This is a genomic window from Paenibacillus sp. SAFN-054 (assembly GCF_051966755.1).
Taxonomy (GTDB): domain Bacteria; phylum Bacillota; class Bacilli; order Paenibacillales; family Paenibacillaceae; genus Paenibacillus_AQ.
This window is the reverse complement of sequence record NZ_JBQCKS010000001.1, coordinates 213270-238651: the sequence shown is the minus strand read 5'-3', so window position 1 is coordinate 238651 and position 25382 is coordinate 213270. Positions and strand designations below refer to the sequence as shown.

Genomic DNA, 25382 nt, shown 5'->3' with positions numbered 1-25382 from the left:
GTAAAAAAACTTATATAGTAGTGGTTGGCACAACTATAGGAAATTATTAACGGAGGATGTGAAAGAAGTCGGTATGAAAGACTTATATCTGCGCACACCGAAACCAAAGACTCCCTTCATCGGAATCTTTATACTGCTGCTGTTAAAGCTGCAGCTTTTACGCTACTTTTTCTTCGGCGACATCATGTGGAGCCGTGTGGCGGCAGATGCCGCCTCTGTGCTGGTGCTGCTCGCGCTGATCGAACTGGTGACGCCATCCAAGGCCAAAGGAATCGTGTATTATATTTTCAATGTGCTCTGCTCATTCATCTTTTTTGCATCGGCCCTGTATTTCCAGCACTTTAACACTCTGCCGACCTATACAGCCCTATCTGAGCTTAAGCAAGTCGCTGGAATCAAGGATAGCGTGCAGTCCACGATCGAACCGGCTAATTACCTGTTTTTCGTTGACGTCATCGTAATCGCGGTGGTTTGGATCGTCGGCAAGCTGATGAAACGGCATCCGAGCATGTCGACGCCGCTTCGCAAAAGATGGCCGGCCGTGATCGGCATCGTCGCCTTGGCCGTGTCCGTGTTCTTTATCCGGCAGGACCGCACCATCGCGAACGAGGTGCTGCAGGCTGAGCATCTGGGGTTCTTCAATTACCAGGTGGCCGCCGGCATCAAAGCCAAAGAGGAAGCTGAGGTCATTGCCAAGGGCGACATCAAGGAAACCGTGAACAAGATTAATTTGACGGAAGAACAATTCAAATACCAGAACAACCCGCAGCAGCAGGCCAAGTTATTCGGAGCGGCCAAGGGCAAGAACGTCATTGTCATCCAGATGGAGGCATTTCAGAATTTTCCGATCCACCTCTCGTTGGGTCAACAGGAACTGACGCCTGTGCTGAACAAACTGGCTAAAGACGGCTTCTATTTCCCAAAAGTATTTCAGCAAATCGGCCAGGGCAATACCTCCGATGCGGAGTTTATGAGCAATACGTCCATTTACCCGACCGCCGCTGTTGCCATGTCGACCGGGTATGGGGACCGGGTGCTGCCAAGCATGCCGCGCCTGCTTGAAAAATACGGCTATGAAGCCGACACGTTCCATGTTAACGACGTCAAATTCTGGGATCGGGACGATCTGTACCCGGCTTTGAATTTTACCCATTATTACGACAAGCCGAATTACAAAAACGATCATTTCAATGAATTTGGCGCTTCTGATGAGGAACTTTACAAATTCGGAATCCAGACGCTGTCCAAGCTGCATGAACAGAACAAGCCGTTTTATGCGCAGTTCGTGACGGTTTCCAGCCATTTTCCTTTTAAAATCCCGGAAGACCGCATGAAGATTACCCTTCCTGCCGATCTGAAGGGAACGCAGCTCGGAAATTACCTGGCCGCGATCAATTACACAGACTATGCCATCGGAACCTTGATTGATCAGCTGAAGCAAAACGGGATGTGGGAGGATACGGTGCTGGTCATTTACGGAGACCACTTCGGCCTGCAGCCGCAGGATAATGATCCAGGCATGATCAACAAGGCGCTTGGCATCAAATACGACCCGCGCGTAACCCGCTTCAACATTCCACTGCTGATCCACGTACCGGGCGTACCTGGGCAAGAAGTGAAGCAGGTCGGAGGCCAAGTAGATATTTTGCCTACGCTGGCCAACCTCCTGGGCGTATCGCTGAAGGATGAGAATTTCACGGCATTCGGCCATGATTTGCTCAACATTGACAACAATATCGTGGGCAGCCGTTATTACCTGCCTACCGGGTCCTTCTTCAACAACGAGATTATGTACATTCCGGGCAAAACGTTTGAAGAAGGCAGTGCGATTAACCTTGAAACGCTGGAACCGGTCACGGATTTTGCCAAGTATAAAAAAGACTATGACTACAACCTGGCTCAGATGAAGCTTTCCGACGAATACGTTAAACTTCTGCCGAAACGCTGATCCGTTGCCACACAAAAACCTCAAGCTTCCCATTCCGGGATGCTTGAGGTTTTTGGTGTACAGCAAGAGGCTGTCTCCTTCAACTGGTCAGCCAGTTCACCGGGACAGCCTCACTTGGGTCCTGTACGTCATCGCATGTATCCTTACGCCTCATTCGCAACAATGAGTTCAAGATTTTTTTCGCGGAGCAGCCTCGCCGCCGCTGCATCGATCTGTCCGTCGGTAATGACCGCGTCGATGTCTTCCCATCCGGCCACATGAGTAAAAGCCTGCACCCCGATCTTGCTCGCATCCGCCAAAATGTATACATTCGCGGCCTGTTTGATCAGTTTATGCTTGACCATCGCCTGGAGTTCGTTCGACTCACTGATCCCCCGCTCGGGATGTACGCCTTTGCAGGATATGAAAGCTTTCTCCACGTAATAAGCTTCCAGGCTGCGTTCGGCCATCGGCCCTACATAGGAGAGCGATCTAGCGGCCAGGATGCCGCCGGTGGAGATGACCTCAATCTTCTCCTTGGAGGATAACTCCAAGGCCACCTTAATGGAATTGGTCAACACCGTCAGAGGGATATCCGGCAAGATCGATGCCATGTACCATGCCGTTGAGCTGGCATCCAGCGCTATCCGGTCATACGGCTCGATGAGGGCGACCGCTGCTCTCGCAATCCGCTTCTTCTCCTCCTGATGCATGACTTCCCGTTCAAAATAAGGCGTTTCCGCCTGGGCTTCCTTCACGCTGACGGCACCGCCATGGCTGCGTCGGACCTTGCCCTGCTGCTCCAGGCGGTCGAGGTCGCGGCGGATCGTTTCCTCCGTCACGCCGCACAGCTCGCTCAGCTCCGAGACGCGGATGCTTCCCCGATCGTTTACGAGCGTCACGATTTTATCGTATCTTTCCGCAACTAACATAGCTACCCTCTTTCGTCGCCGGGCTGATGCCGGCTGGTATATGATAATTATAAAGAAAATAATTATCGCAGTAAATCAAAGGAGATAGACCGCCTTTCAATGTAACTTTCTTTGCGATAACAGGAAGAATTTTCATTGGCGCTTTCTCATCCTGTTATCTAAAGAAAAAATTTTATCGACGTAAATTCTGGGGTGCAAGACCGCGTCCCCTCCCCGATTAAAAGAGCCCGCCGGATCAGCGGCAGGCGCATAAAACACAGCGGGCGGCGGGTTTATCCCACGATCAGCGCATAAGCCACGCCCGGACCGTGAACGCCGATGGTCAGGTCGTTCTCGATGTCCGAGGATCGGCTCGGACCGGAGATGAAATGCACGCCTGCGGGGAATTGTTCGCCGGGAACCGAGGCTATGCGGCTCATGACCTCCCCAAGGCGCGTATGCATGCGTTCCGCCGGAATGACGGCAATCAGTATGTTCGGAAGCAGCGAAACGGAGCGCCCTTTCTCTGTGGACGAAGTCACGACGATGGAGCCGGTATATGCGACCGCGAAATCGGCAAGCACGATGCCGGCATCGGCCTTCTCCGCGGTTCGAAGAGACGCGTCCGCATCCAGACCGTTCCACGCATCATGCCGCAGCCCGGGAAGAAGTACTTCAAGACCGAGCTGTTCCAGCTCGGGGAGGTTTTGCCGAACCGTAGATGCCGCATTCAGTTCCCCGAGAATTCGGCTGATCATGCCCGGTAAATCCGTCATGGCAGCAGCCCTTTCGGCAAATCCCCCCGCAGCCTGCCAATTGCTCATGAATCGGGCGATCTGCTCCTCACGGCCCAGCTCGTAAGCCGTCCAGAAATCGGGCGCACCCCGGAACGGATGCGCCGGCTGCGGGCTGACGGCAGAGCGTCCGAGCCGACCGGCAATGTTGCCGATAAACTGCTTTTGCGCTGCCTCCGATTCTCTTCTCAGCTTTGAAAGAAATTCCGGATCGGATGTGTTCATGCGTGTTCTCCTCCCTTCCTGCGCGACTGAACGATTTCTTCCATGCGCGATTTCATCGCCTCCGGCATCGGCCGCATAGCCTTATCCGCTTCGGCGGACAGAGATGGCCACTGTTCCCGGAACGAGCGCTTCGGCATCGCCGGAATGTAGCGATTGGCCGTCCAGCCGCCGAGCGGGCCGATCTTCGAGCGGATATAACCCTCCCGCACCAGCAGCTTCTGGCCGATTTGACCTGCCTTGATCGCCTGCCGGAACCGTTTATGACTGCCCATCAGCATTTTGAAGCCCTTCATGGCCATTTTTTCGCCGGAAGCCGTGAAACCGCGCTCTACCTTGCGATTGCGCAAATACACAAGCATGTCATGCAGCGGAATTTTTACCGGGCAGGCCTCGTAACAGGCACCGCAAAGACTGGAAGCGTTGGCGATGTCATGCCATTCCTGCGTATTTTTATTCAATGCCGGCGTCAGCACCGCCCCGATCGGGCCGCTGTACGTTCCGGGATAGGAGTGTCCTCCGATATGCCGGTACACCGGACAGGCATTCAGGCAAGCCCCGCAGCGGATGCAGTTCAGGAGCTCCTGGAAGTCCGGATCACCCAGCTGCAGCGACCTTCCGTTATCGACAATGATCACGTGCATTTCTTCCGGACCGTCACCGTCCTGTGTACGTCTCGGACCGGTAATCCCCGACATGTAAACCGTCAGCTTCTGCCCGGTTGCCGACCTTGGCAGCAGCGTCGCCATGACCTCCAGGTCATCCCAGGACGGGATCAGACGCTCCATGCCCATCAGTGTGATTTGCGTCTTCGGTACCGTACTCACCATGCGGGCGTTGCCCTCATTTTCAAATATGACGACGCTTCCCGTTTCCGCAATGCCGAAATTGCAGCCGGTCAGCCCGATGTCTGCTTCAAGAAACTTGTCGCGCAGCTTGCGTCTGGCGAAGCCCGCCAGGATTTTGGTCTCCGGCGGCAGAGTCTCCCCGGCTTCCTTGGACAACAGCTCGGCAATCTGGTAGCGATTCTTATGGATGGCCGGTATGATAATGTGTGACGGCGGCTCATTGGCAAGCTGGATGATGTATTCGCCGAGGTCGCTCTCGATCGACTCGATCCCGAGATGCTCGAAGGCCTCATTGATATGAACCTCTTCCGACACCATCGATTTTGATTTCACGACGGACTTGGCTCCCCGATGCTTGGCGATTTCCACCGCGATCCGGGCGGCATCCTTCGCTTCGGGCGCAAAATGGACATGTACGCCCTGCGCGCGGGCATTTTCGATAAATTGGCTTAAGTAATAATCGAGATGCGCGATGGTGTGAAGGCGGATCTGCCTGCCCCGCTCCCGCCATTCCTCCCAGTTGCCGTGCTCCGCGGTCGCCGCCTTTTTGCCGTTTTTCAGCTTTTCCGTTGTGAACTTGACGGCATCAATCAGAAATTCATCTTTCAGCGCCGACTTGGCGCGCTCCTTGACGTTAGACCCCTGCGGTTTGCTCACGGTTCTTCACCCCCTCGTACAGCAGCTCGGCCAAATGCATCACGCGGACCGGCTTGCCTTGGAATTTCAGGTTGCCGCCGATATTGAGCAGACAGCCCATGTCCAGGCCGACAAGCACTTCCGCTTCGGTTTCCAGCACGTGCTGGCTTTTTTCCTCCACCATCGCCCCTGAAATTTCGCTCATTTTGATGGCGAATGTACCGCCAAAGCCGCAGCAGTCCTCGGCGTAGGGAAGCGGAATAAATTCCATCCCCTCCACATGGCTCATCAGCTGGCTCGGCTCTTCCTTAATGCCCAATAGCCTCGTGCCGTGACAAGAAGGATGATAGGTAACCTTATGCGGAAAATAAGCCCCGACATCCGTTACGCCAAGCACCTTCACGAGGAATTGGGTGAATTCGTAGGTTTTATCTATCAGACGCCGGCTCTTTTCGAGCAGGACGGCATCCTGTTCAAACAGCTTGGGGTAATAATGATGAATCATTCCCGTACAGGAGCCCGACGGAACGATGACAAAGTCACTGTCATCAAACACTTCCAAAATGGTCTTGGCTGAAGCTCTCGCCTCATCCCAATAACCGCTGTTAAAAGCCGGCTGCCCGCAGCAGGTCTGAACTTCGGGAAAATGAAGCCGGACGCCGTACCGGGCAAGAAGCTGGGCCATCGCCTCGCCGATCGGCGGAAACAGCGCATCACTGATGCAGGTAATAAAGAGCGATACTTTCATCGCATGCTTCTCCTCCTTTGGCCTTCAATAGAAGAAATCAATCCCCAATCATGCGTGATGACGGGGATTGATGCTTTTCTGGATAAATGGATGATTACAAGTACATCCTATCGGGAATTAACGCGTGAATGCTGCCGGTACGCCGCCGTCGATTGTCAGCATGCAGCCCGTCGTTTTTTCGGCTTTGGAGGAAGCAAAGAAGGCGATTCCTTCCGCTACGTCCTTCGGATAAATGTTCACGAGCAGCGTCGTTCTCTTGCGGTAGTGCTCCTCCAGCTGATCCGGCTCGATGCCGTAGGCAGCCGCGCGCTCGTTGCGCCAGCCGGAATTCCAGATCGCCGAGCCCTGCAGGATCGCATCGGGCATAATCGTGTTGACGCGGATGCCATGCTCCCCGCCTTCCGCCGCGATGCAGCGCGCAAGATGTGCTTCAAGCGCTTTGACGGAGCTGTATGCCGTCACGTTCTTGCCGGCGTACACCGAGTTTTTGGAAGCGACGAAAATCATGCTGCCTCCAAGGCGCTGCTCTTTCATCTGCTTGAACGCTTCCCGGGCTACAAGGAAATATCCCGTTCCCAGCACGTTCATGTTCAGGTTCCATTCCTTCAGCGAAGTCTCATCGAACGGACTCGAGGTTGCAAGGCCTGCGTTGTTCACGATAATGTCAACGCCGCCGTAGGTTAAGGCCGTTTCGCCCAGGGCTGCGATAACCATCTCTTCGCTCGTCACGTCCATTTTGACAGCCTTTGCCCGGCCTTCTCCGTACTGCGCATTAATTTCGGCGGCTACCTTCTCGGCGCCTTCCAAATTCAGGTCGGCCAATACGACATGAGCTCCTTCGGATACGAACCGGCGGGCCGTTTCGCTGCCGATGCCGCCTGCACCGCCGGTAATGAAGGCGATTTTGCGGGAAAACTCCGCTTCGGCAGGAGCCAGGGTCAGCTTGTAAAGCTCGAGCGGCCAGTACTCCACGTTATAGGATTCATTTTCATTCAAGGATACGAATTTACCCAGTGCTGTCGTTCCTTTCATAACGGCGATTGCCCGGTGGTACAGCGCTCCGCTGACGCCTGCCATCGCGATGCTTTTCCCTGTATTCACCATGCCGATGCCCGGAATCAGAATGACGCGGGGAGCAGCTTCGAACATGACGTCGCCCTCGTGCTTGTTGCGGTCGAAGTATGCTTTATATTCTTCTTTGTAGGCTTCAATGCCTTCGCGCACAGCCTGCTTGAGCGACTCGGCTCCATCCGGGGAAGGTGTCCAGTCCACGAACAACGGCGTACGCTTGGTATGGACCAGATGGTCCGGGCAGGCAGCGCCGACCTGGGAAAGATCCTTCGCATCCTTGCTGTTCACGAATTGAAGCACGTCTTCACTGCCGTCATACGTACAAATCATTTTTTTGACGTCGCTGACCGCACCGCGAATGACAGGCATCACGGCAGCCAGGATCGCTTTGCGCGAATCCTCTGCGAGCGCTTCCACTTGGCTGCCGCCGAATACTTTAGACTCTTCGGTATGCTCCTTAATATATTGTTCGGCCTTCGAAATCATGGCAATCGTCTGGTTATAGCACGCTTCAGAGGTTTCGCCCCATGTCACGAGACCATGCTTTTCCATCAGCACGAGCTGCGCGTTCGGGTTGTTTTTGACGCCTTCGGCAATCTTTTTGGACAATGTAAAGCCCGGACGGATGTATGGCACCCAAACGAAGGTGTCGCCATAAATCTCTTTGGCGATCTCTTTGCCGTTATCGGCGCAGCAGAGGCTGATAATCGCATCCGGATGCGTATGGTCCACATGAGGATAAGGCAGGAATGCATGCAAAAGCGTTTCAATGGATGCTCTTGGATGCTTGCTGTCCATCATGCAGTGCGAAAGATAAGCCACCATCTCCTCGTCCGGCATTTCATCCCGCTCGATCAGCGGCTTGATATCTTCCAGACGAAGCCCCGTAAAATGCTGCGCTTTCATCGTCGCGAGGTCCGAACCGCTGCCTTTGACCCACATCACTTCAACATCGCGACCGCGGAAATCCTTCTCGACCGTTTTAAGCGACGTGTTGCCGCCGCCCCAGTTGCAGACGCTGCGGTCGCTGCCGATCAGATTTGAGCGGTACACCAATTGATCGACTCCTGCTTGCTGCTTGGATGCTTCTTCGTGATTCCACCGGCTTTGTACCATGAATGAATTGCCTCCCATATCGTTTGTTTTGATTTGTTTTCATTTGTTTTTATTTGAATTGACTTGATTATAGCAGATAAGTTTTTGTTTTTACACCCATTTGTTAAAATTTTAAAATAAACAAAAAGAACGCCATAGTCGGCGTTCTGAAAATTAAGAAGAAGCAGGATTAAACTTCTGCTCATTTTATTGTTCTGGTTCATTCCTGCGGACCGATCAATTGCTTGGATGTCCCTCCCCTTGGAACAACGAAAGACACATTTAAAGGGGCAGCCCGCCAGCGGGCGCTTCCGGCGGCAGGTCCACTGCGGCAACGAAAACGGAATCATTGGGCGGTCGATGCTGTCATGTACTGCATATTTATTATTTTCACCGCTTTAACGCCTCTCTTGCATGGGCTCACTTTAGCGAACTTTCGGCCAAGGAGCTTGGGGCGGCGTTTCATCCTCGCGCGAACATGCGGAACATGAAACAATGGCGCAAGGGCAGGGACATCCCTAAATTGTATTCAAATGGACGGCGCCGCATGACAGTAAATTCCCCCGCAGATCAACGGGCTTTAGCCCGTTTTCTCATGATGCCTGACTGCGGCTTGGTGTGATGTTCGGTAGGTTCATCCGTTTTATTCTCTTCAGGTTTTACCGCAAACAGCGTCAGAAGGCCCCCGATGGCTCCGACCACCGCCATGACACCGAACAGGACCCAGTGATTCGTTTTCATTAGCAGCGAAACGGCTGGTGGCCCCAGTGAAACGCCGATGAAACGCATACTGCTGTACAGGGAAGTAATGGTCCCCCTTTGCTTCTGCTCGATTCCTTCTGTAATCAAAGCATCCGTGCAAGGAAGCGCCGTTCCGATCCCTGCACCGCACAGCGAAAAAAAAGTGACCACGAAATAAATTTGGCTGCTGAATCCAGTTATGACAAGACAAACCGTAGAGAGCGCCATTCCGGCAAAGCCGGTCCATTTCATCCGTTTCTTGCTTTTGCCGATGACTTTGCCCGCGATGAAGGATGCGAGACAGAGCACGGCCAGTGGAATGGCAAGCACCAATCCCTTAACCACACCGTGCAGGCCGTACTTGCTCTCAAGCGTTTCGGACAAGTAAAACAGGACACCGAATAAAATGAACATGCTGATTCCGCCGACGGCAAAGATTGCATAAAGCCATCTGCCCTTTTCACGGAGTATGCTTTTGGTATCTGACAGGAACTGCTTGATGGAGTGGTCCTCATCCTGTTTCTTCTTCGGTTCTTTGACGAAAAACAGGACAAGCAGCATAGAAATGATGCACAGCACCGGTATGCTCAGAAAAGGCAAATACCACAGCCAAATAGCCAACGCAGCACCGAGTATGGGGCTGAGCACTTTACCGAATGTATTGGAAGTCTCGATAATTCCAAGGCTTTTGCTGACGTCATCTTCATTCTTGAACATATCCCCGACCAGAGGGAGTACGATCGGGAAAGCACCGGCCGCGCCGATGCCCTGCAAAAACCGGCCTCCCAGAATGATCCAGTAGGCGGTAATGCCGTCCGTCATCCAAGCTCCCACTCCGGCTAGTGCTCCGCCGACGGCGGCAATGATCAGACTCGGAATGATGACGATTTTTCGTCCGAAGCGATCGGATAAATAGCCTGCAATAGGTATTAACAGAATGGCTACCACCGCATAAACGGTGATGAGCATGCTGACCTGAAACGCGCTCACATGGAGCTGCTTCGAGATTTGCGGCAAAATGGGAATCAGCATGGAATTGCCCAGCGTCATGATCAAGGGAATCGATGCAAGCGCCACTAAGTCCCACTTCTTGTCTTCCATGACAAAACCACCTTTACGTTCGTTAATAACTCGTTATAGTGTGGTTTGTTTTGCGCGCAACTATGCAGACCTTTTATCGGTCAACCGCTATGTGCTTATTTCAGTACGATACGCAGAGCCGAAGTGCCCTGATCAGGAATGATTCGGCTGCCCAGCTCGCTGGCTTCCGCCTTGCCGCCCATCACCGATCCGACTTCCGCAATGCCTCTCAGGATAAGGGACCACTCCTTGTCACTTCCCCGGGTTTCCAGTTCAATCACATTTCCGCTTCGGAATGCGGATGCTGTCATTTCCTTCTCGCCCTTCAAGTTGACAATGTCTGCTGCCGCTTCTCTCCCTTCCGCAAGCTCGAACAAGTGAAATACCACACGGTCCGCATAATCATAATCGGTGCGGCTGTCTTCATGGCCGACCGCGATCAGGCTGCCGGGCTTGATCATCATCGGCAGTGTCATATAACCATGCTGCTCCCGGTGCCATCTCCCGCCTTCCCGCACCTCATTGGTAAGGAAGTTGGTCCAGGTTCCTTCCGGCAAATAGTACTCCACATCGCCTTCCGGATTAAATATCGGAGCGACGAGGACGGAGTCCCCGAGCATATACTGCGTATCCAGCACGGCACAAGTCCGGTCTTCGGGGAATTCAAGCATCATGGCGCGCATCATCGGCAGGCCCAATACGGTTGACTCCACTGCGGAGTTAAAAAGATAAGGCATCAGGCTGCATTTGAGCTTGGTGAATGTGCGCACGACGTCAACTGCCTCTTCGTCGAACAGCCAAGGCACCCGGTAGGAAGTGCTTCCATGCAGACGGCTATGAGATGACAGCAGACCGAACTGCACCCACCGTTTATAAATGTCCGGCGGAGCCGTGTTCTCGAAACCGCTGATATCATGACTCCAGAAGCCGAAGCCCGACAGTCCGAGCGACAATCCGCCGCGGAGCGTTTCAGCCATCGATTCATAGGTCGCAGAACAATCTCCGCCCCAATGCACGGGGAACTGCTGGCCGCCAACGGTCGCCGAGCGGGCAAACAAGGCAGCTTCGCCTTGGCCCAGCCGTTCTTCCAGCACCTCGAATACGGCTTTATTGTAAAGGAACGTATAGTAGTTGTGCATTTTTTGAGGGTCCGAACCGTCATGATAAACGACGTCCGTCGGAATTCTTTCGCCGAAATCCGTCTTGAAGCAGTCCACTCCCTGATCGATCAAGGTCGCAAGCTTGCTCTTGTACCAAGCGACCGCATCAGGGTTCGTGAAATCGACAAGTGCCATTCCCGCCTGCCATAGATCCCATTGCCAAATGCTGCCGTCCTCCGTTCTGACCAAATAACCATGCTCCATCCCCTCATCGAACAGAATCGATTTCTCGGCAATATACGGATTGATCCAGGCGCATATCTTGAGCCCCTTCGCTTTCAGGCGCTGCAGCATGCCTTCAGGATCCGGGAACATATCCCGGTCCCACTCGAAGTCGCACCACTGATATTCCTTCATCCAGAAGCAGTCAAAGTGGAAGACGGCAAGCGGAAGGTCCCGTTCTGCCATGCCGTCCACAAAGTGATTCACGGTCGCTTCATCGTAATCCGTCGTAAAAGACGTGGTCAGCCAGAGTCCAAATGTCCATGCCGGAGGAAGCGCGGGCTTACCCGTCAGCTTCGTGTAGTTGTCCAGCACCGCTTTCGGACTGCCGCCGCCGATGACATAATACTCCAGACTCTCCCCTTCGACGCTGAACTGCACGCGGGAAACATTCTCCGACGCGATCTCATACGATACCTTTTCGGGATGATTCACGAACACGCCGTAGCCTTTGTTGGAGAGATAGAACGGAATGTTCTTGTAGGACTGCTCGCTGCTCGTCCCTCCGTCTTCGTTCCAGATATCGACGACCTGGCCGTTTTTGACAAACGGCGTAAAACGTTCCCCAAGGCCGTAAATATATTCGCCTACGCTCAGATCGAGCTGTTCCCGGTAATACGCTTTTTTTCCGGGATCCTTGATATAAGCTGGCCCCCTCCAGCCGCTGCCTGTCATTCGCTTGCCGTTGAACAGAAAGTCGACGTTCCATCCCTGCTTGCGGTTTACGAGGACGCTCAAGCCCCCGCTGGTCAATACCGCTTGATCGTCATCCATCGTGATATGAACGTCAGTCGGCTGCTGCTGAATGTCAAATGCCGGACCGCGTTCAAACTTTCCCTTATGGTGATTCAGCTTCACTTTGATGACGCCGGGCATCGGGGAGCTGAAGGTCGCTTTGAGCAGCGTGCCGTTCAACGTGTCGCCTTTGGTATGTATGACTTTCGTTGCGGCATACACCGTCATGGAATCTCCTGATATCGTAATGTCCCGAATATCCGCCGGGTTCTGCACCTCGTATCCTTCGCGCGTCATCCAGTATCCGTCTGTAAATTTCAATGGAATCCCTCCTGCATCATCATGGATATAGTATAATAATATTGATATTTTCAAATCTTTTCTCTTGATATTTTGATTATTTATATCACTATTTTGACTATTTTGATGTATTAACGATGATACAAGCACATGAAGGAGGCTTTCCATGAACCGCGAAATGCTTAAGGAGAACCGTATGCACGGGCACCCCATGTACCCAGTCAGCATCTATCCGGATATTGAACAACTCAGCGGCAACAGCATTCTGGATTGTCACTGGCATGATGAGATGGAATTCATCATAATCCGCAACGGATGTGCACTGTTCCAGCTAGACACCGATTATATCGAGGTGCGTGCCGGTCAGGCACTGTTCGTTAACAGCGGCCAGCTGCACGCCGGCACTCTTCAGGGAGAAGCGCCCTGCATTTTCTCCGCCATTGTATTCAAGCCCGACCTGCTAACCAGCCCGTCTTTTGACGTGATTCAGGAAAAATATATCGGACCGCTTCTCGATCAGAGCTTTCGGCCTGCCCCCTTCATCCAAGGAGTCCGGGATTGGGAAAAGGACATTTTGCACGTGCTTGACCGCATTCTTCAAGATAACGAACATCGGCCGCCGGCCTATGAACTCTCCACGAAGGCGAACCTGCTTGGCATCATCGCCATGCTGATCGCCAACGCCGAGCCCTTGAAACCCGGCCGCACGCCTTCCGCAGGCAGCCCCGACAAAATCGAGAAGCTCAAAACCGTGCTGAATTTCATCCATGAACATTATTCTGAAGCCTTGAGGCTGAAGGATTTGGCCGGTTTAATCCGCATGAGCCAGGGACATTTTTGTCGTTTTTTCAAGCAGCTCACCCAGAAAAGCCCGGTGGAATATATCAATCATTACCGGATCGCGCAAGCCTGCAGGCTGCTTGAGAACAGCACCATGAAAATCGTCGATATTGCGCTCGAAACGGGCTTTGATAACCTGAGTTACTTCATTACGGTATTTAAGCAGGCAAAAGGATGTACGCCTTCGAAATACCGCAAGCCTTATTACGATAAAGCCGCGCTTATTATGACTGAACCCCTCTCCATAGATAAAGGCAGCCGGTTAAGCTGAACCAAAGTCCTTCTTTATGAAAAAAGGCTTCCCTCCGCGACCGATCCGTCGCAAAAGGAAGCCTTGATATAATGGGTTACCGAAGTGTATACGTATCTTTTCCGGCGTCCCGGATAAAGCTGCACAGCTCGCCCAAGCTGTAAATATGCAGCTGGTGCATCGCACGCGTACAGGCTGTATAGAACAGCTTCCGCTCGGACTCTCTGCGATAGGTTTGCTTGGAGGCATCATAAAGAACGACTGCGTCGAACTCTACCCCTTTCGCCAGGTAGGAAGGAATCACCAGCGTACCCGTCACGAAGGATGGCGTCGTCTTCGCGATTCTCTTCATCGGAAGCTCATCCTTCAGCGCTTCATAGACCTGCTCGCATTCCTCTGCCGTCTTGCAAATGATCGCCGTGTGCTCATATCCCTGCTCGCTCAGGCGGCGAATATCCGCCACGATGCTGCGATGCAGTTCATCACGGCTGCCGACCTTCTGGACAATGGGCTTTTCGCCATGACGGTTGAACGGAACAATCGATTCTCCTCCCGGCATCATGCTGCGCGTAAAGTCGACGATTTCTGATGTCGAGCGGTAGCTTCGGGTCAGCGAAATGACCTCGGTATCTTCAGCTCCGTACAGCTGCTTCAGAGACTCCAGGCTTCCCCCAAGCACATCCGTATGGGCGTAAATTCCCTGGTTCAGATCCCCGAGAGCGGTCATGCGTGCTCGCGGAAAAATCCTTTTCACATACTCCAGCTGAAACGGCGAATAATCCTGCACTTCATCGATAAAGACATGGCGAATAACGCTGTTGATTTGGAAGCCCTTCAGCAAATCCTGAAGATACAAATAAGGCGTCACGTCTTCGTACGCAAGCTTGCCCTCGTTCATCAGCTGCACTGCTTGTGCGCCCATTCCTTCCCATTCCTCGGGAAGCCCTTGGTCCCCGGAAACACTCAGGAACAATTCCTTTTCGGTCAATAGGGCTTCATACATCCTTTTGACATCCACAAACCGCATCCGTTTAATCCATTTGCGAACGGGTTTCAGCCACTCGTTCACGACCATTTTGGCCAGCAGGCTTCGCTCGCGGTCGAAATCGTCAAAGGTCGCATTTTTTTTGGCTGCCTGCTTGCGGCGAATGCGCGTGTAAGCTTTTTGATATTCGTCCGGATCCAGCACCTCGATCTGCTCATCGACCCAAGGGGCCTGACGTTCGGCTTTGGCAAACTGCGCAAGCTCCTTCAGCAGCCAATCCTTCATCAACTCCACCCGGTTGGCCAGCTTCAAGGACGGGTCATAGCTGTAGAATTTCTCTCTCATGGCCTGCTCGGACATGATAAGGCGGCCTTTGAACCTGATCGGCTTGAACTGCATGCCGCTTTGCTCCAGATGATCCTTATACCTCCGAATGGTCTCCAGGAACAGGGATGATGATTTATAGGCTATCGATGCCTGCTTGACCTGCAGCCATGGTCCTTCCTCCGCTTTGAGAATCGACTCCATCTGCGAGAATACATCCTCCAAGTCGAAATCCCTTCCAATCCGGTGTTCCAGATAAGCTTGAAAAGTCGTCTGCAGCATGTTTTCTTCCCCAAGCTCAGGCAGCACCGTCGATACGTAGCTGTTGAACATCGGGTTGGGCGAGAACAGGATGACCTGGTCCGCCGTGAGCGTTTGTCTGTATTTGTACAGCAAATATGCCACCCGCTGGAGCGCTGCCGACGTTTTGCCGCTGCCTGCAGCTCCCTGCACGACAAGCATCCGGCTTTTGTCGTTACGGATCACAGCATTTTGTTCCTTCTGAATGGTCGCGACGATGCTTTTCATCTGGCTGTCCGAGGAATGGCTGAGCACCTGCTGCAGCAGTTCATCCCCGATCGTGACGCCCGTATCGAACATCACCTTGATTCGGCCGTCCCGAATCACGAACTGGCGCTTCAAGTCCATCTCGCCGTTAATCTCGCCTCCCGGCGTCTGATAAGATGCCGGACCCGGAGCACCGTCGTAATACAGACTGGACACTGGAGCACGCCAATCGTACACCAAGAAGGTTTCCTGGTCGTCATCCAGAAAAGAAGCAATGCCCAGGTATATCGTCTCGGCCTCGGCTTCTCCCTCTTCCTTGAAATCAATCCGTCCAAAATAGGGGGATTTGGCCAGCAGCTTAAGCTTCTTCAGTGTCTCAAAGGATTGTAAATGTGCACGTTCCCGTTCGGATAATACTTGGGACTGCTGACGCAAGCTGGTTGAGGTCTCTCCCAGATCATCGGAGCTGCTGAAATTGACTCTGACCTCGTCCCAGAAGTCCTTCCGCAGCTCGACCACATCGCCCCGTACCTGACCCACTTCCGCTTCAAGCATTCCTTTGCGGGCTTCGATTTTGCGGGTTACCTTGTCGACCCGCTGCTGCTCGTACTGCCAATCCTGATCCTTCAAGTCCATGCCAGCATGTCATCCCCTTTTATATATTTGACTTTTCCTTCTCCCGGTGTTATAATCGAAAAGGAATTGTTATGTTCATTATCATTTATGATTAGCCGTACGTTCTATTTTATCAAGAATGCAATAGGAAATCAAATATGAAGGGGAGCCTCCGGCTCCCCTTTTTTAATGCAATTAGAATCTTTAGACTAAACCTTACCTCATGATCTCGCAAGCAAGACATCTGCTAAGTGAGTCTGTCTACTTTATTCATGCTCTATAAACAACGGGACAATATCGATGCCTTCCGCGGAGATCCGTACCAAGCCTTTGTCTGACAGCCGTATTTCCGGAATGACGACCAGCGCCAGCAGCGACAGCGTCATGAACGCATTGTTCAGCGGGCAGCCTGCTTCAATCAGCGCCTGGCTGATTCCTTCCGACTGCCGCGCCACCGTCTCGAACGGCTCGCTCGACATGATGCCTCCTACCGTAAGCGGGAACTCGGATACGCCCTCCTCCGTCAGCATGACGACGCCGCCCTGCATATCAGCCACGATATTGCCGGCCCTTGCCATCAATTCGTCGTCATTGCCGATGACCGTCAGATTGTGGCTGTCGTGAGCTACCGTCATGGCAATCGCTGCCGGCTTGTTAAACCCGATTCCCGTGAGAATCCCCACCGCCTGACCACCGCCTTTGGCATGACGTTCAAAGACCGCCATTTTGCATAACCCGCTTTCCGGGTCAAGCCGCACCTCGCTGTTCGTCACATCTACCTGTACCCGTCTTTCAATGGTTTCCACATGGTTTTCCACCACTTCGATGGCACGAACCTCGGCTTTTCCATCCGATATCGGTGCTTGAATCGCGAAATCCGCTGCATTCAGCTTGCGATCCAACTTTACGGTATGAAAGGCCAGCGCCGGAAGTTCATAACGTTCCCAATCCGCAGTCATCTGCCCGTTCTCCGCAACGACCTTGCCTGCCGCAATCGTCATAACGACGTTCACGTCAGCCAGATTGCCATCAAGCAGAATGATATCTGCATACGCACCGGGAATGATCGCTCCGATATCGCGGGAAACGCCGAAACGCTCGGCCGTATTGACGGTTGCCATCTGGAAAGCTGTCACCGGTTTGACGCCCTGCGCGATCGCGTGACGCACGACGAAGTTCATATGACCCTCATTCATGAGCGATTCAGAGCTGCGGTCATCGGTAACCAGGATCATTCTTCGCGTATCAAGTCCGCCCTCGGTGTGCGCCTTAATCGTTGCCGCGACGTCGTGCCAGGCTGAGCCTTGGCGCATCTTGGCATACATCCCGAGCCGGACGCGTTCAATCACGTCCTCGGCCGTGACGCATTCATGATCGCCGCTCACGCCGCTGGCCGCATAAACGGGCAGCCGCCAGTCGTCAGACTTCCAGGTGAAATGACCGTCGGCATATTTTCCTGCACGGAGCGTCTCCTGGATCTCCCTGATCATTTTGTCTTCGCCGTACACCACGCCGGGAAAGTTCATGACTTCGCCAAGACCGATCATATCGTCGCCCCAGCTTAATGCCTCGGCAACCTCGTCTGGACCGATATAGGCCCCCGTTGTCTCAAGACCCGGATGGGTTGACGGCACGCATGAAGCGACCTGCATGTATGCAGCTAGCGGAGTCGATCTCGCCTCCTCGAGCATAAACCGGAGTCCGTCCAAACCGAGGACATTGGATATTTCGTGCGCGTCAAAAAAACCGCCCGTTGTACCTAGCGGCAGTACCGCCCGTGCAAATTCCGTCGCCGTCATCTGCGTGCTTTCGATATGGCAGTGCCCATCCAGCAAACCGGGTGCAGCATATTTGCCGCCCGCATCAATGATCTGTGTCTCTTCCCCGATCGTATGGCTGACATCCCGTCCTACATAAACAATTCGCGCGCCTTTCACCGCGATGGACATGCCCGGCAATATTTCCCCGGATATGACATTGACCAATCGGACGTTTTGAATGACCAAGCTTGCCTTCTGATCTCCGCGTGCCGCTGCGACCAGTTCAGGCACACATTCCGCGAAAGGACGTCTTCCCCATGCTGCAGTTTTCATGTAAACCCTCCATCTCTCTGTACCCTGTCTTTTGCCTGTCACGTCTTGCTAAGATTCACACCATCATACAACCGCTCAGGAATGAAAATCAAATCTTTAAAATTTCTTAAGAAAATCTTAGTAGGCACTTAAAGAGTCATGGTTATGATGGTAACAATGGTTTACGAAAATATAAAGAACGGAGCATGCATTTCATGAAAGCGATCAAAAAGAAGAAAAAGAAACCTGTCATTGCACTGGCGCTGCTTTTTGTGGCCGTACTGGCTGCATCCGCCATTCTTGTGCGCTTCCCTCTTTTCAAAATTGATGCATCCGCCGCGGTGCTTATGGATGTCCAAACCGGTAAGGTATATTATGAACATAATGCATCCGCTGCATTGCCGCCGGCCAGCATGTCCAAAATGATGACGGAGCTGCTGGTGCTGAAGAACGTGCACGAAGGTCACAACTCTTGGGACGAGCCCGTGACAGCCAGCCGTTATGCCGCCAACGTGACCGGTGCCGAAATCGGCCTGCGGCCGGGACAAACGCTTCCGATGCGCACGATGTTTGAGGCCATGGTGATCCATTCCGCCAATGACGCCGCCATCGCTCTTGCCGAGCATATTGCGGGCAGCGAGAAAGCGTTCGTGGACCAAATGAACGCGACAGCCCGGGAAATCGGCTTATCTTCTCTTACGGCATTCGCCAATGCCACCGGGCTCTCTTCCGCAGACTTGACGGCGTTTAAATCCGCTTCATCGGAGGGCGAGACCCAAATGACGGCCAAAGACCTGGCCAAGATGGCGCGGTATCTGATTCGCACGTATCCCGAGCTGCTCGAAGTGACCGAAAAAACGGAATTATACATCCCGGAAATGAAGCGAACGCTTCACACTACCAATTCGATGCTTCCGGGAGAGAGTTTTGCTTACAGCGGCAATGACGGCTTCAAAACCGGATATACAGAGCGGGCAGGTTACTGCTTTACGGGAACCTCGGAAAGAGATGGCAAGCGTTTTATCGCGGTGGTCATGGGAGCATCCGATACCCAAAAGCGCTTCGAAGACGCAGCCAAGATGTTCAATTACGGTTTCGACAACAAGAGCAGCGGGTCCGGACTCGCCCGATGGCTGAACCGTTCTGCGCAAACCACCCCATAATTTATAAACGCCTGGAGGACATAAATGAGAAATATTCTGGTGGTAGACGACGATAAAGAAATCGCGAACCTCATATCCATTTACTTAAAAAACGAAGGATATCATATTATTTGCGCCTATGACGGTGAAGAGGCACTTGAGTTATTAAATGATCCCGGAAGTCGTTTCGATCTCATCGTGCTTGACATCATGATGCCGAAAGTAGACGGCCTGGAAGTGTGCAGGCAGATGCGCAATCAGGCCTCAGTCATTCCAATTCTCATGCTCAGTGCCAAAACGGAGGACATGGACAAAATTCTCGGACTCATGACCGGCGCCGACGATTACATGATCAAGCCCTTCAATCCGCTCGAGCTGACGGTTAGAGTCAAAACACTGCTGCGGCGTACCTTTCAGTACAATTCAGAATCCCGGCCTGAAAACGATACGCTGCTTCGCATTCAAAGCGTTGAGATCAACCGCAGCACCCACAAAGTCACGGCCGACGGCAACGATGTGCAGCTGACCGGAAGGGAGTTCGACATCCTGGGTCTGCTTGCATCGCATCCGGGACGGGTATTCAGCGCGGAGGAAATCTTCCAGAGGGTGTGGAAGGAAAAGTATTATGTATCCAACAATACGGTCATGGTTCATATCAGCAACCTGCGAGACAAACTGGAGAAGGAGCTCGGGTACAAGCTGATCCAAACCGTGTGGGGAGTAGGTTATAAAATCGATGCGTAGCATGTTCAATAAACTCCAGTGGAAAATTATTTTTATGTTCTTTACGAGCGTGGCTCTGACCTTCATCACGCTCCTGGTTCTGCGAACAGTGCTAAACAACATGTACTATAGCAATTTCAAACAGCTGTATCCCTTGGTCGACAAGATCATCGGCCTTAACGACATCGTCGGATTTTCGCTGTGGCAGGCGGTGGTCATCATTTTCCTGTTCGTTTTCTACGTGCTGCTGCTCAGCTGGGGCACAACCCGGAAACTTACCCGCATCATTACAGGCGTCAAACGTATGGCTGACGGCAATATGGACGAACGGATTCAGGTGCGGTCCAATGACGAAATCGGCATGCTGGCCGATCAGATCAACGCCATGGCCAAGCAGCTGCAAATATCGATCCAGGAAGAACGCATGGCTACACAGGCCAAAAACGAACTCATCACGAATGTATCCCATGACCTGCGGACCCCGCTCACGTCCATCATCGGTTATTTGAGACTGATTGAGGAGGACAAATACAAGGACGAGGTCGAACTGCGGTATTACGTGAATATCGCTTACGAGAAATCGAAGCGGATGAACCGGCTGGTCACGGATCTGTTCGATTATACCCGCATGGGCTTTGGCCAAATCCCCCTGAACCGCACCTCGATTGATCTGGTGCAGCTGATCGGGCAGCTGACTGCCGAATTCACCCTTCAACTGCATCATCACAAAATGGAAATCAAGCTTTTGCCTCCCCAGGAAAAGCTGATGATCAACGGTGACGGAGACAAGATCATGCAGGCGTTCGAAAATTTGATCACCAATGCGATGCGATACGGCAAAGACGGCAAACGAATCGAGGTCCAAATCGTCAGGGAAGGCAAACAGGCGGTCGTCCGCATCGTCAATTTCGGCGCACCTATCCCTTCCATGGACCTTCCCTACATTTTCGACCGGTTCTACCGCGTGGAGAAATCGCGCTCGATTGATACCGGCGGCGCGGGCCTTGGTCTAGCGATCGTCAAAAGCATTATTGAGCTGCATGACGGCAGCATCGAGGCGGTGAGCACGCCGCAGCAGACCGAATTTATCGTTCGCTTACCGCTTCAATAGCTGATATATTTGCATACCAAAAAAGGCGTCCCCTTCTTCAGACTCTTGGGAACGCCTCTTTTTATTGCTGCAAGTTATCTTTTAAGCCAGGACAGCCACAAAGCCTCGTCATCCGACTTGTGGTAATGCTCTACCAGCCGATTGAGCCGCTCCAGCTGATACCCGTAGTCATACATAGTGGAAGCGACGATCGTCAGCCTCAATCTGTTCTCAGGCACCTCTGCCGCATACTGGAGGACCTGCTGGATAAATTGATCGCTTTCCTCCAGCAGCACATGGGCTTCCATGGAATTCGGCTTTAAATTTTCATCGAATTTGAGAAGCACATGCTCATGCAGTTTAATCAGCTTTTCCAGCTGCTGATCGAAGAACTGATCGAGCTCGGTAGAACGCTCGGACTGGAAATAATGCTCTTCCACGGCGTCCAGTACCTCGCGGCCCTTTCGCAGCGTATTCAGCATCTGCTTGTAAACGACGAGATGCCGGGTCTGGCTGAATTTGGCGCGCTTCAGTTTCTTCTGCTCTTCCTCGAGCAGCTTGTATTTATCGGAAAGCGATTTGATCGAATCCTCAAGCGCCCTTTTCTTATCCCGGAAAATATTTTCTTTGATCTCATCCGAGATGGCGGTGCGCATCAACAGCGACATCTGGTTGAACGTCGACTGGATTTGCCCCGTGAATTGCATTTTCGGCTTCGGCGGGAACAGTAAAATATTGATAAGGAACGCCGATACGATACCGATCAAGCTCAGTGAGAAACGCGTGAGGGCAAACTGCCATTGTCCGGATGCCTCCATGACCACGATTACGGTGACTAGGGTTAATCCGATCGTATCCCCCATCTTAAGCTTCAAACAAATCATAATGACAATAATGCATACAAGCCCTACTGCGATCGGTTCGTTGGAAAACACCGAGCCTGCGATCAAGGCAAGGACGGCTCCGAGTGTGTTGGTTTGGAGCTGGTCCAGGAAATAGCGCCAGGAACGGTAGATCGACGGCTGCATGGCAAATATGGCTGCTACGGCAGAAATGACCGGCGAGGATAAATGTAGCCACAGGCTGATATATAGTGCGAGCGTGACGGCTATTCCCGTCTTCAGCATACGCGCCCCGAATGTCACGGCTGCATCTCCTCCTATCTCTCTAACTTATCAATGGCTTTCGAATAGGCCGCTGCTGTTTTTTTCCTACATACGGAATATTACCCGATGTCTCTCTTAATGATACAACTCGGCGTCAGCGACCGTTAAAAGGGAAGTATGTTTTCACCAAACAAGTCCATAATAAATACAGAATATGAAACAATAACCATAACATCAATGAGGTGACCAGATGAATTCCCTTAGTAAAACGCTATTGGCGGGAGCCGTTTCCTGCATGTTGACTGCAGGCAGCTTCTCCTTTGCTCATACAACCGCTGCCGCTCCGGAGATCCGTGTCGCAACGCCTGAGGTAACGCCTCCTGCCGACAAGGAGCCGCAGGACGAGAGCAAGCACAGACGCCATGGGCATCACGGCCGCAAGTTTGTTCTCTTCAAGGATGCAGCGGCACTGCTCGACATGACGGAACAGGATCTGAAAAAAGAATGGAAGCAGGGCAAATCGCTCCAGCAAATCGCCAAAGAGAAAAAGAACTGGGACACGGAAGTGTTTGTCCAAAAGCTGACTGCGGTCCAAAGCGCAAAAATCGATAATGCCGTCAAAGCCGGCAAGATGACGCAGGAGCAGGCCGTTCAGCTGAAGAAAAAGCTGCCTGAATCGCTCAAACGCTTTTCGCAGCACACCTACCATCCCCCTCAGGACCGCAGACTTCCTGCCGCTCACTCCGAAATCTAAACATCAGTCACTATAATAAAATCCTAACGGCCATTGCGTTAGGATTTTTATTATTACGGATTGTCACTGCAGAACGGAAGCTGTAAAGCTGTCCAAAGCGAGCGATGGATGCCGGATCACCCTATAATCGGGATGATCCGATATGCTTCCTTGCTTTGGGTTCCTCGGGCGGCGGGTTCTTGGGGGAATGGTTAACCGGAACGTCCAGCAAATCCAGCAGGAACATGAAGACCGGAACGCCAAGGATCAGTCCCCATACGCCAAAGAAGTGCTCGGACACTATCAGTACCGCAAAGGTATAGAAAATCGGCAGATGCGTTTTATCGGACATGAATTTCGGATTCATGACATATGCCTCAAAGGCGTGCAGGACGGCGACCATAACCAGAATGTAGATCACCTTGGGAATGCCGCCGATCCCGAAGGCAATTGCGCAGAGCGGGACCAACGAAACGATAACACCCATGACCGGAATCAGCCCCAGCAGAAAAATCATAATTCCGAGGGCGAATAGATTAGGAAAGCCCATGATCCACAGGAACAGCGTCGAGAAGCAGGCGTTAATCACCGAAATCAGAAACTGGACTTCGATGACCTTCCCGAAGGAATAGGTGAATTTATTACCGAAATAAGCGAGCTCATCGTAAACATAAGATAACTTGCTTTCCCGGAACTTTTCCGTGAAATTCGTCACTTTCTCTTTCTCCAGCATGAAGAACAAGCTCATGATAATGGCGAGGGCAATATTCAAGCCGAATTTGCCGACATTCGAGAGCGTGCTGGTCAAGAGATCGTAACCTTTGCTTAGATAGGCGGCCAGATCAATTTTGTGTATGTAATCCAAAATGTAATCCATCACTGCATTGTTCGTAAGAACGAGCGGATTGCTGTAAAAGTTAATCACTTGATTGATGAGACCGTTCAGTTCGGCGACAAGCTTTGGCGCATATTGATATGCCCCGACCGATAAAAGGGCCACAAACACGGCATAAATCAGGATCAGCGCAATTTTCCTGCTGATGCCCATCCGGTTCGTCAGACGCCGCGTAATCGATGAATGGACCCGGTTCACGAGATAAGTCAGGATAAACGTAATCAGGATCAGGTTCATCATGCTTCTGAACACGTAGAGAAACAGAACGAGCAAGATGAGGACCACGCTTTTTTTCACTGCGGGAAGCTGTAGAAATTCTTTCAACGACGTCATTGTTTTGCAACCAGACTCCTTTTGATCTCTAATGTTTCTCTCCAATATTTCATAGGCAAAAGCCTCTTGAGATCATATTACGCGAGTGCACCGTTTTCATGCAAGTTTTATGCCCTTGCGGGCGTTTCACCTCGCTTTTACCTGATGCTTCCAGTATTTTTCGAACAGAATGATGGAGACCATCAGCCAGGTCGCGCTTGCCAAATACCCTCCGAACACGTCGCTTGGATAATGCACGCCCAGATAGATCCGGCTGATGCCGATCCATAACGTCAGGGCAACACCCACGATGATCATCAGCACCCTTCCCCCGAACGACGGTATATGTCTCCACAGCAAGAACGTAAGTGCCCCGTACAGTGCAAATGCGGCCATGGAATGTCCGCTCGGAAAGCTGAAGCCCGTCACTTCGATCAGACGGTGCGTATTCGGTCTGGCGCGGTGAATCACATTCTTCAGAATGATGTTCCATACTTCCGATCCTCCGACAGCTACCAGGAAAAGGATAAGCTCGCGGCGGTGCTTCAGCACGACCATCAAGAAAACAAAGGCAAGCACCGACAAAATCGAAGCCATCAGCGAGGAGCCGAGGAATGTAAAAAATTTCATGATCGTAGTAAGCCAGCCTGTTTCCATTCCCTGAACCGCAGAAATGACGGCGTTGTCAAACCAGGCGATATGGTCTGTTAAGATAAGTATGGTCATGATGACGAATAAGGAGCCCAGAATCAGGCTCGTCACCGCCAGCTTCTTCAGCCGGCTCGGCTGTGAATTCATATGCAAGATAATCCTCCCAACTTTTGGATGCTCCGAAAAGATCCTTTCCTATTATCCATAAAGCCACTCCCTTTGTCACGCATATTGTGCAAAATGAACAAAAGAAAAGCAGCGGCGGCGCCGCTGCTTTTTCACTGAGTCATGTCTTGTATGTAACAAGACTCGTTTCGACTTAGAAGCCTTTGTACTGCGGCTCTTCGGTTTCAAGCTGCTGAACTCTGCTCTCCACTTGCTGCACGATTTGCTCGGTTTGCTGGGCAGCATTGGTGAACAAATTTTTGGCTTCTTGGTTTTGCGTGCTCAGCGCGAATGTTTCCAAGCTGGCTTGCGCGCTCTTCAGAGAAGCGAGAGTCGTTTTAACCTGGGAAGATACTGTCATGGTCCGTTCTCACCTCCTTTGCGGAATAAGTACGAAAATTAATCTAACCCCCATGCCTTCAAATCATTCATAAAAATCTCATGAGAAGTACATAATTTGTTTATACAGACTGAAATGGAGG

Annotated in this window: 19 protein-coding genes; 6 read left to right on the top strand and 13 right to left on the bottom strand. The window is 52.1% G+C overall.

Going from position 1 to position 25382, the window contains the following annotated elements:
* Positions 1-73 precede the first annotated feature (73 nt).
* A complete protein-coding gene (locus ACTHPM_RS01025; protein WP_440393338.1) occupies positions 74-1948 on the top strand; it encodes an LTA synthase family protein in 1875 nt (624 codons plus the stop codon).
* A 143-nt stretch (positions 1949-2091) separates the two neighbouring features.
* Here ACTHPM_RS01025 and ACTHPM_RS01020 read toward each other — a convergent pair whose 3' ends face one another.
* The 7 genes from ACTHPM_RS01020 to yicI all read right to left on the bottom strand — a co-directional run bounded on the left by ACTHPM_RS01020 (position 2092) and on the right by yicI (position 12511).
* A complete protein-coding gene (locus tag ACTHPM_RS01020; protein ID WP_440393337.1) occupies positions 2092-2859 on the bottom strand; it encodes a DeoR/GlpR family DNA-binding transcription regulator in 768 nt (255 codons plus the stop codon).
* 272 nt (positions 2860-3131) lie between these two features.
* A complete protein-coding gene (locus tag ACTHPM_RS01015; RefSeq protein WP_440393336.1) occupies positions 3132-3857 on the bottom strand; it encodes a LutC/YkgG family protein in 726 nt (241 codons plus the stop codon).
* Entirely contained in the window at positions 3854-5359 is a 1506-nt protein-coding gene (locus tag ACTHPM_RS01010; protein WP_440393335.1) for a LutB/LldF family L-lactate oxidation iron-sulfur protein, read from the bottom strand. The genes ACTHPM_RS01015 and ACTHPM_RS01010 overlap by 4 nt, the downstream gene beginning before the upstream one ends.
* Positions 5337-6086 carry a (Fe-S)-binding protein gene (locus ACTHPM_RS01005; protein WP_440393334.1) on the bottom strand — a complete coding sequence of 250 codons (750 nt, stop codon included), beginning with the start codon at positions 6084-6086 and terminating at the stop codon, positions 5337-5339. Before ACTHPM_RS01005 ends, ACTHPM_RS01010 begins: the two co-directional genes overlap by 23 nt.
* 117 nt (positions 6087-6203) lie before the next feature.
* Entirely contained in the window at positions 6204-8273 is a 2070-nt protein-coding gene (locus ACTHPM_RS01000) for a bifunctional aldolase/short-chain dehydrogenase (protein WP_440421401.1), read from the bottom strand.
* Between the two features lie 549 nt (positions 8274-8822).
* Complete coding sequence (locus ACTHPM_RS00995) at positions 8823-10094, bottom strand: MFS transporter (RefSeq protein WP_440393332.1); 1272 nt, start codon at positions 10092-10094, stop codon at positions 8823-8825.
* A 95-nt stretch (positions 10095-10189) separates the two neighbouring features.
* Entirely contained in the window at positions 10190-12511 is a 2322-nt protein-coding gene (yicI, locus tag ACTHPM_RS00990) for an alpha-xylosidase (RefSeq protein WP_440393331.1), read from the bottom strand.
* Positions 12512-12656: 145 nt separating this feature from the next.
* Here yicI and ACTHPM_RS00985 point away from each other — a divergent pair, with 145 nt between their 5' ends.
* Positions 12657-13601, top strand: coding sequence for an AraC family transcriptional regulator (locus ACTHPM_RS00985; protein WP_440393330.1), 945 nt, complete (start codon positions 12657-12659; stop codon positions 13599-13601).
* A 76-nt stretch (positions 13602-13677) separates the two neighbouring features.
* Here ACTHPM_RS00985 and helD read toward each other — a convergent pair whose 3' ends face one another.
* Entirely contained in the window at positions 13678-16032 is a 2355-nt protein-coding gene (gene helD / locus ACTHPM_RS00980; protein WP_440393329.1) for an RNA polymerase recycling motor HelD, read from the bottom strand.
* Between the two features lie 245 nt (positions 16033-16277).
* A complete protein-coding gene (locus ACTHPM_RS00975; RefSeq protein ID WP_440393328.1) occupies positions 16278-18104 on the bottom strand; it encodes an adenine deaminase in 1827 nt (608 codons plus the stop codon).
* 194 nt (positions 18105-18298) lie between these two features.
* Between ACTHPM_RS00975 and ACTHPM_RS00970 the strand changes: the two genes are divergently transcribed.
* Genes ACTHPM_RS00970 through ACTHPM_RS00960 form a run of 3 tightly spaced genes read left to right on the top strand, consistent with a single transcriptional unit; the run spans position 18299 to position 21059 of the window.
* A complete protein-coding gene (locus ACTHPM_RS00970) occupies positions 18299-19246 on the top strand; it encodes a D-alanyl-D-alanine carboxypeptidase family protein (RefSeq protein WP_440393327.1) in 948 nt (315 codons plus the stop codon).
* A 24-nt stretch (positions 19247-19270) separates the two neighbouring features.
* Positions 19271-19969: a response regulator transcription factor gene (locus ACTHPM_RS00965; protein WP_440393326.1), complete on the top strand. Its 699-nt coding sequence runs from the start codon at positions 19271-19273 to the stop codon at positions 19967-19969.
* 1 nt (position 19970) lies between these two features.
* Positions 19971-21059: a sensor histidine kinase gene (locus ACTHPM_RS00960; RefSeq protein ID WP_440393325.1), complete on the top strand. Its 1089-nt coding sequence runs from the start codon at positions 19971-19973 to the stop codon at positions 21057-21059.
* A 74-nt stretch (positions 21060-21133) separates the two neighbouring features.
* Here the strand turns inward: ACTHPM_RS00960 and ACTHPM_RS00955 are convergent, their stop codons facing one another.
* A complete protein-coding gene (locus ACTHPM_RS00955) occupies positions 21134-22183 on the bottom strand; it encodes an aromatic acid exporter family protein (protein WP_440393324.1) in 1050 nt (349 codons plus the stop codon).
* A 211-nt stretch (positions 22184-22394) separates the two neighbouring features.
* Between ACTHPM_RS00955 and ACTHPM_RS00950 the strand changes: the two genes are divergently transcribed.
* Positions 22395-22898 (top strand): hypothetical protein, encoded by a 504-nt coding sequence (locus ACTHPM_RS00950; protein WP_440393323.1) that lies wholly within the window; start codon positions 22395-22397, stop codon positions 22896-22898.
* Between the two features lie 121 nt (positions 22899-23019).
* Here ACTHPM_RS00950 and ACTHPM_RS00945 read toward each other — a convergent pair whose 3' ends face one another.
* From ACTHPM_RS00945 to ACTHPM_RS00935, 3 genes are all read right to left on the bottom strand, one after another.
* Entirely contained in the window at positions 23020-24105 is a 1086-nt protein-coding gene (locus tag ACTHPM_RS00945) for an AI-2E family transporter (protein ID WP_440393322.1), read from the bottom strand.
* A 126-nt stretch (positions 24106-24231) separates the two neighbouring features.
* Positions 24232-24882 carry a phosphatase PAP2 family protein gene (locus ACTHPM_RS00940; protein ID WP_440393321.1) on the bottom strand — a complete coding sequence of 217 codons (651 nt, stop codon included), beginning with the start codon at positions 24880-24882 and terminating at the stop codon, positions 24232-24234.
* Positions 24883-25054: 172 nt separating this feature from the next.
* Positions 25055-25261, bottom strand: coding sequence for a DUF1657 domain-containing protein (locus ACTHPM_RS00935; RefSeq protein WP_440393320.1), 207 nt, complete (start codon positions 25259-25261; stop codon positions 25055-25057).
* Positions 25262-25382 lie beyond the last annotated feature (121 nt).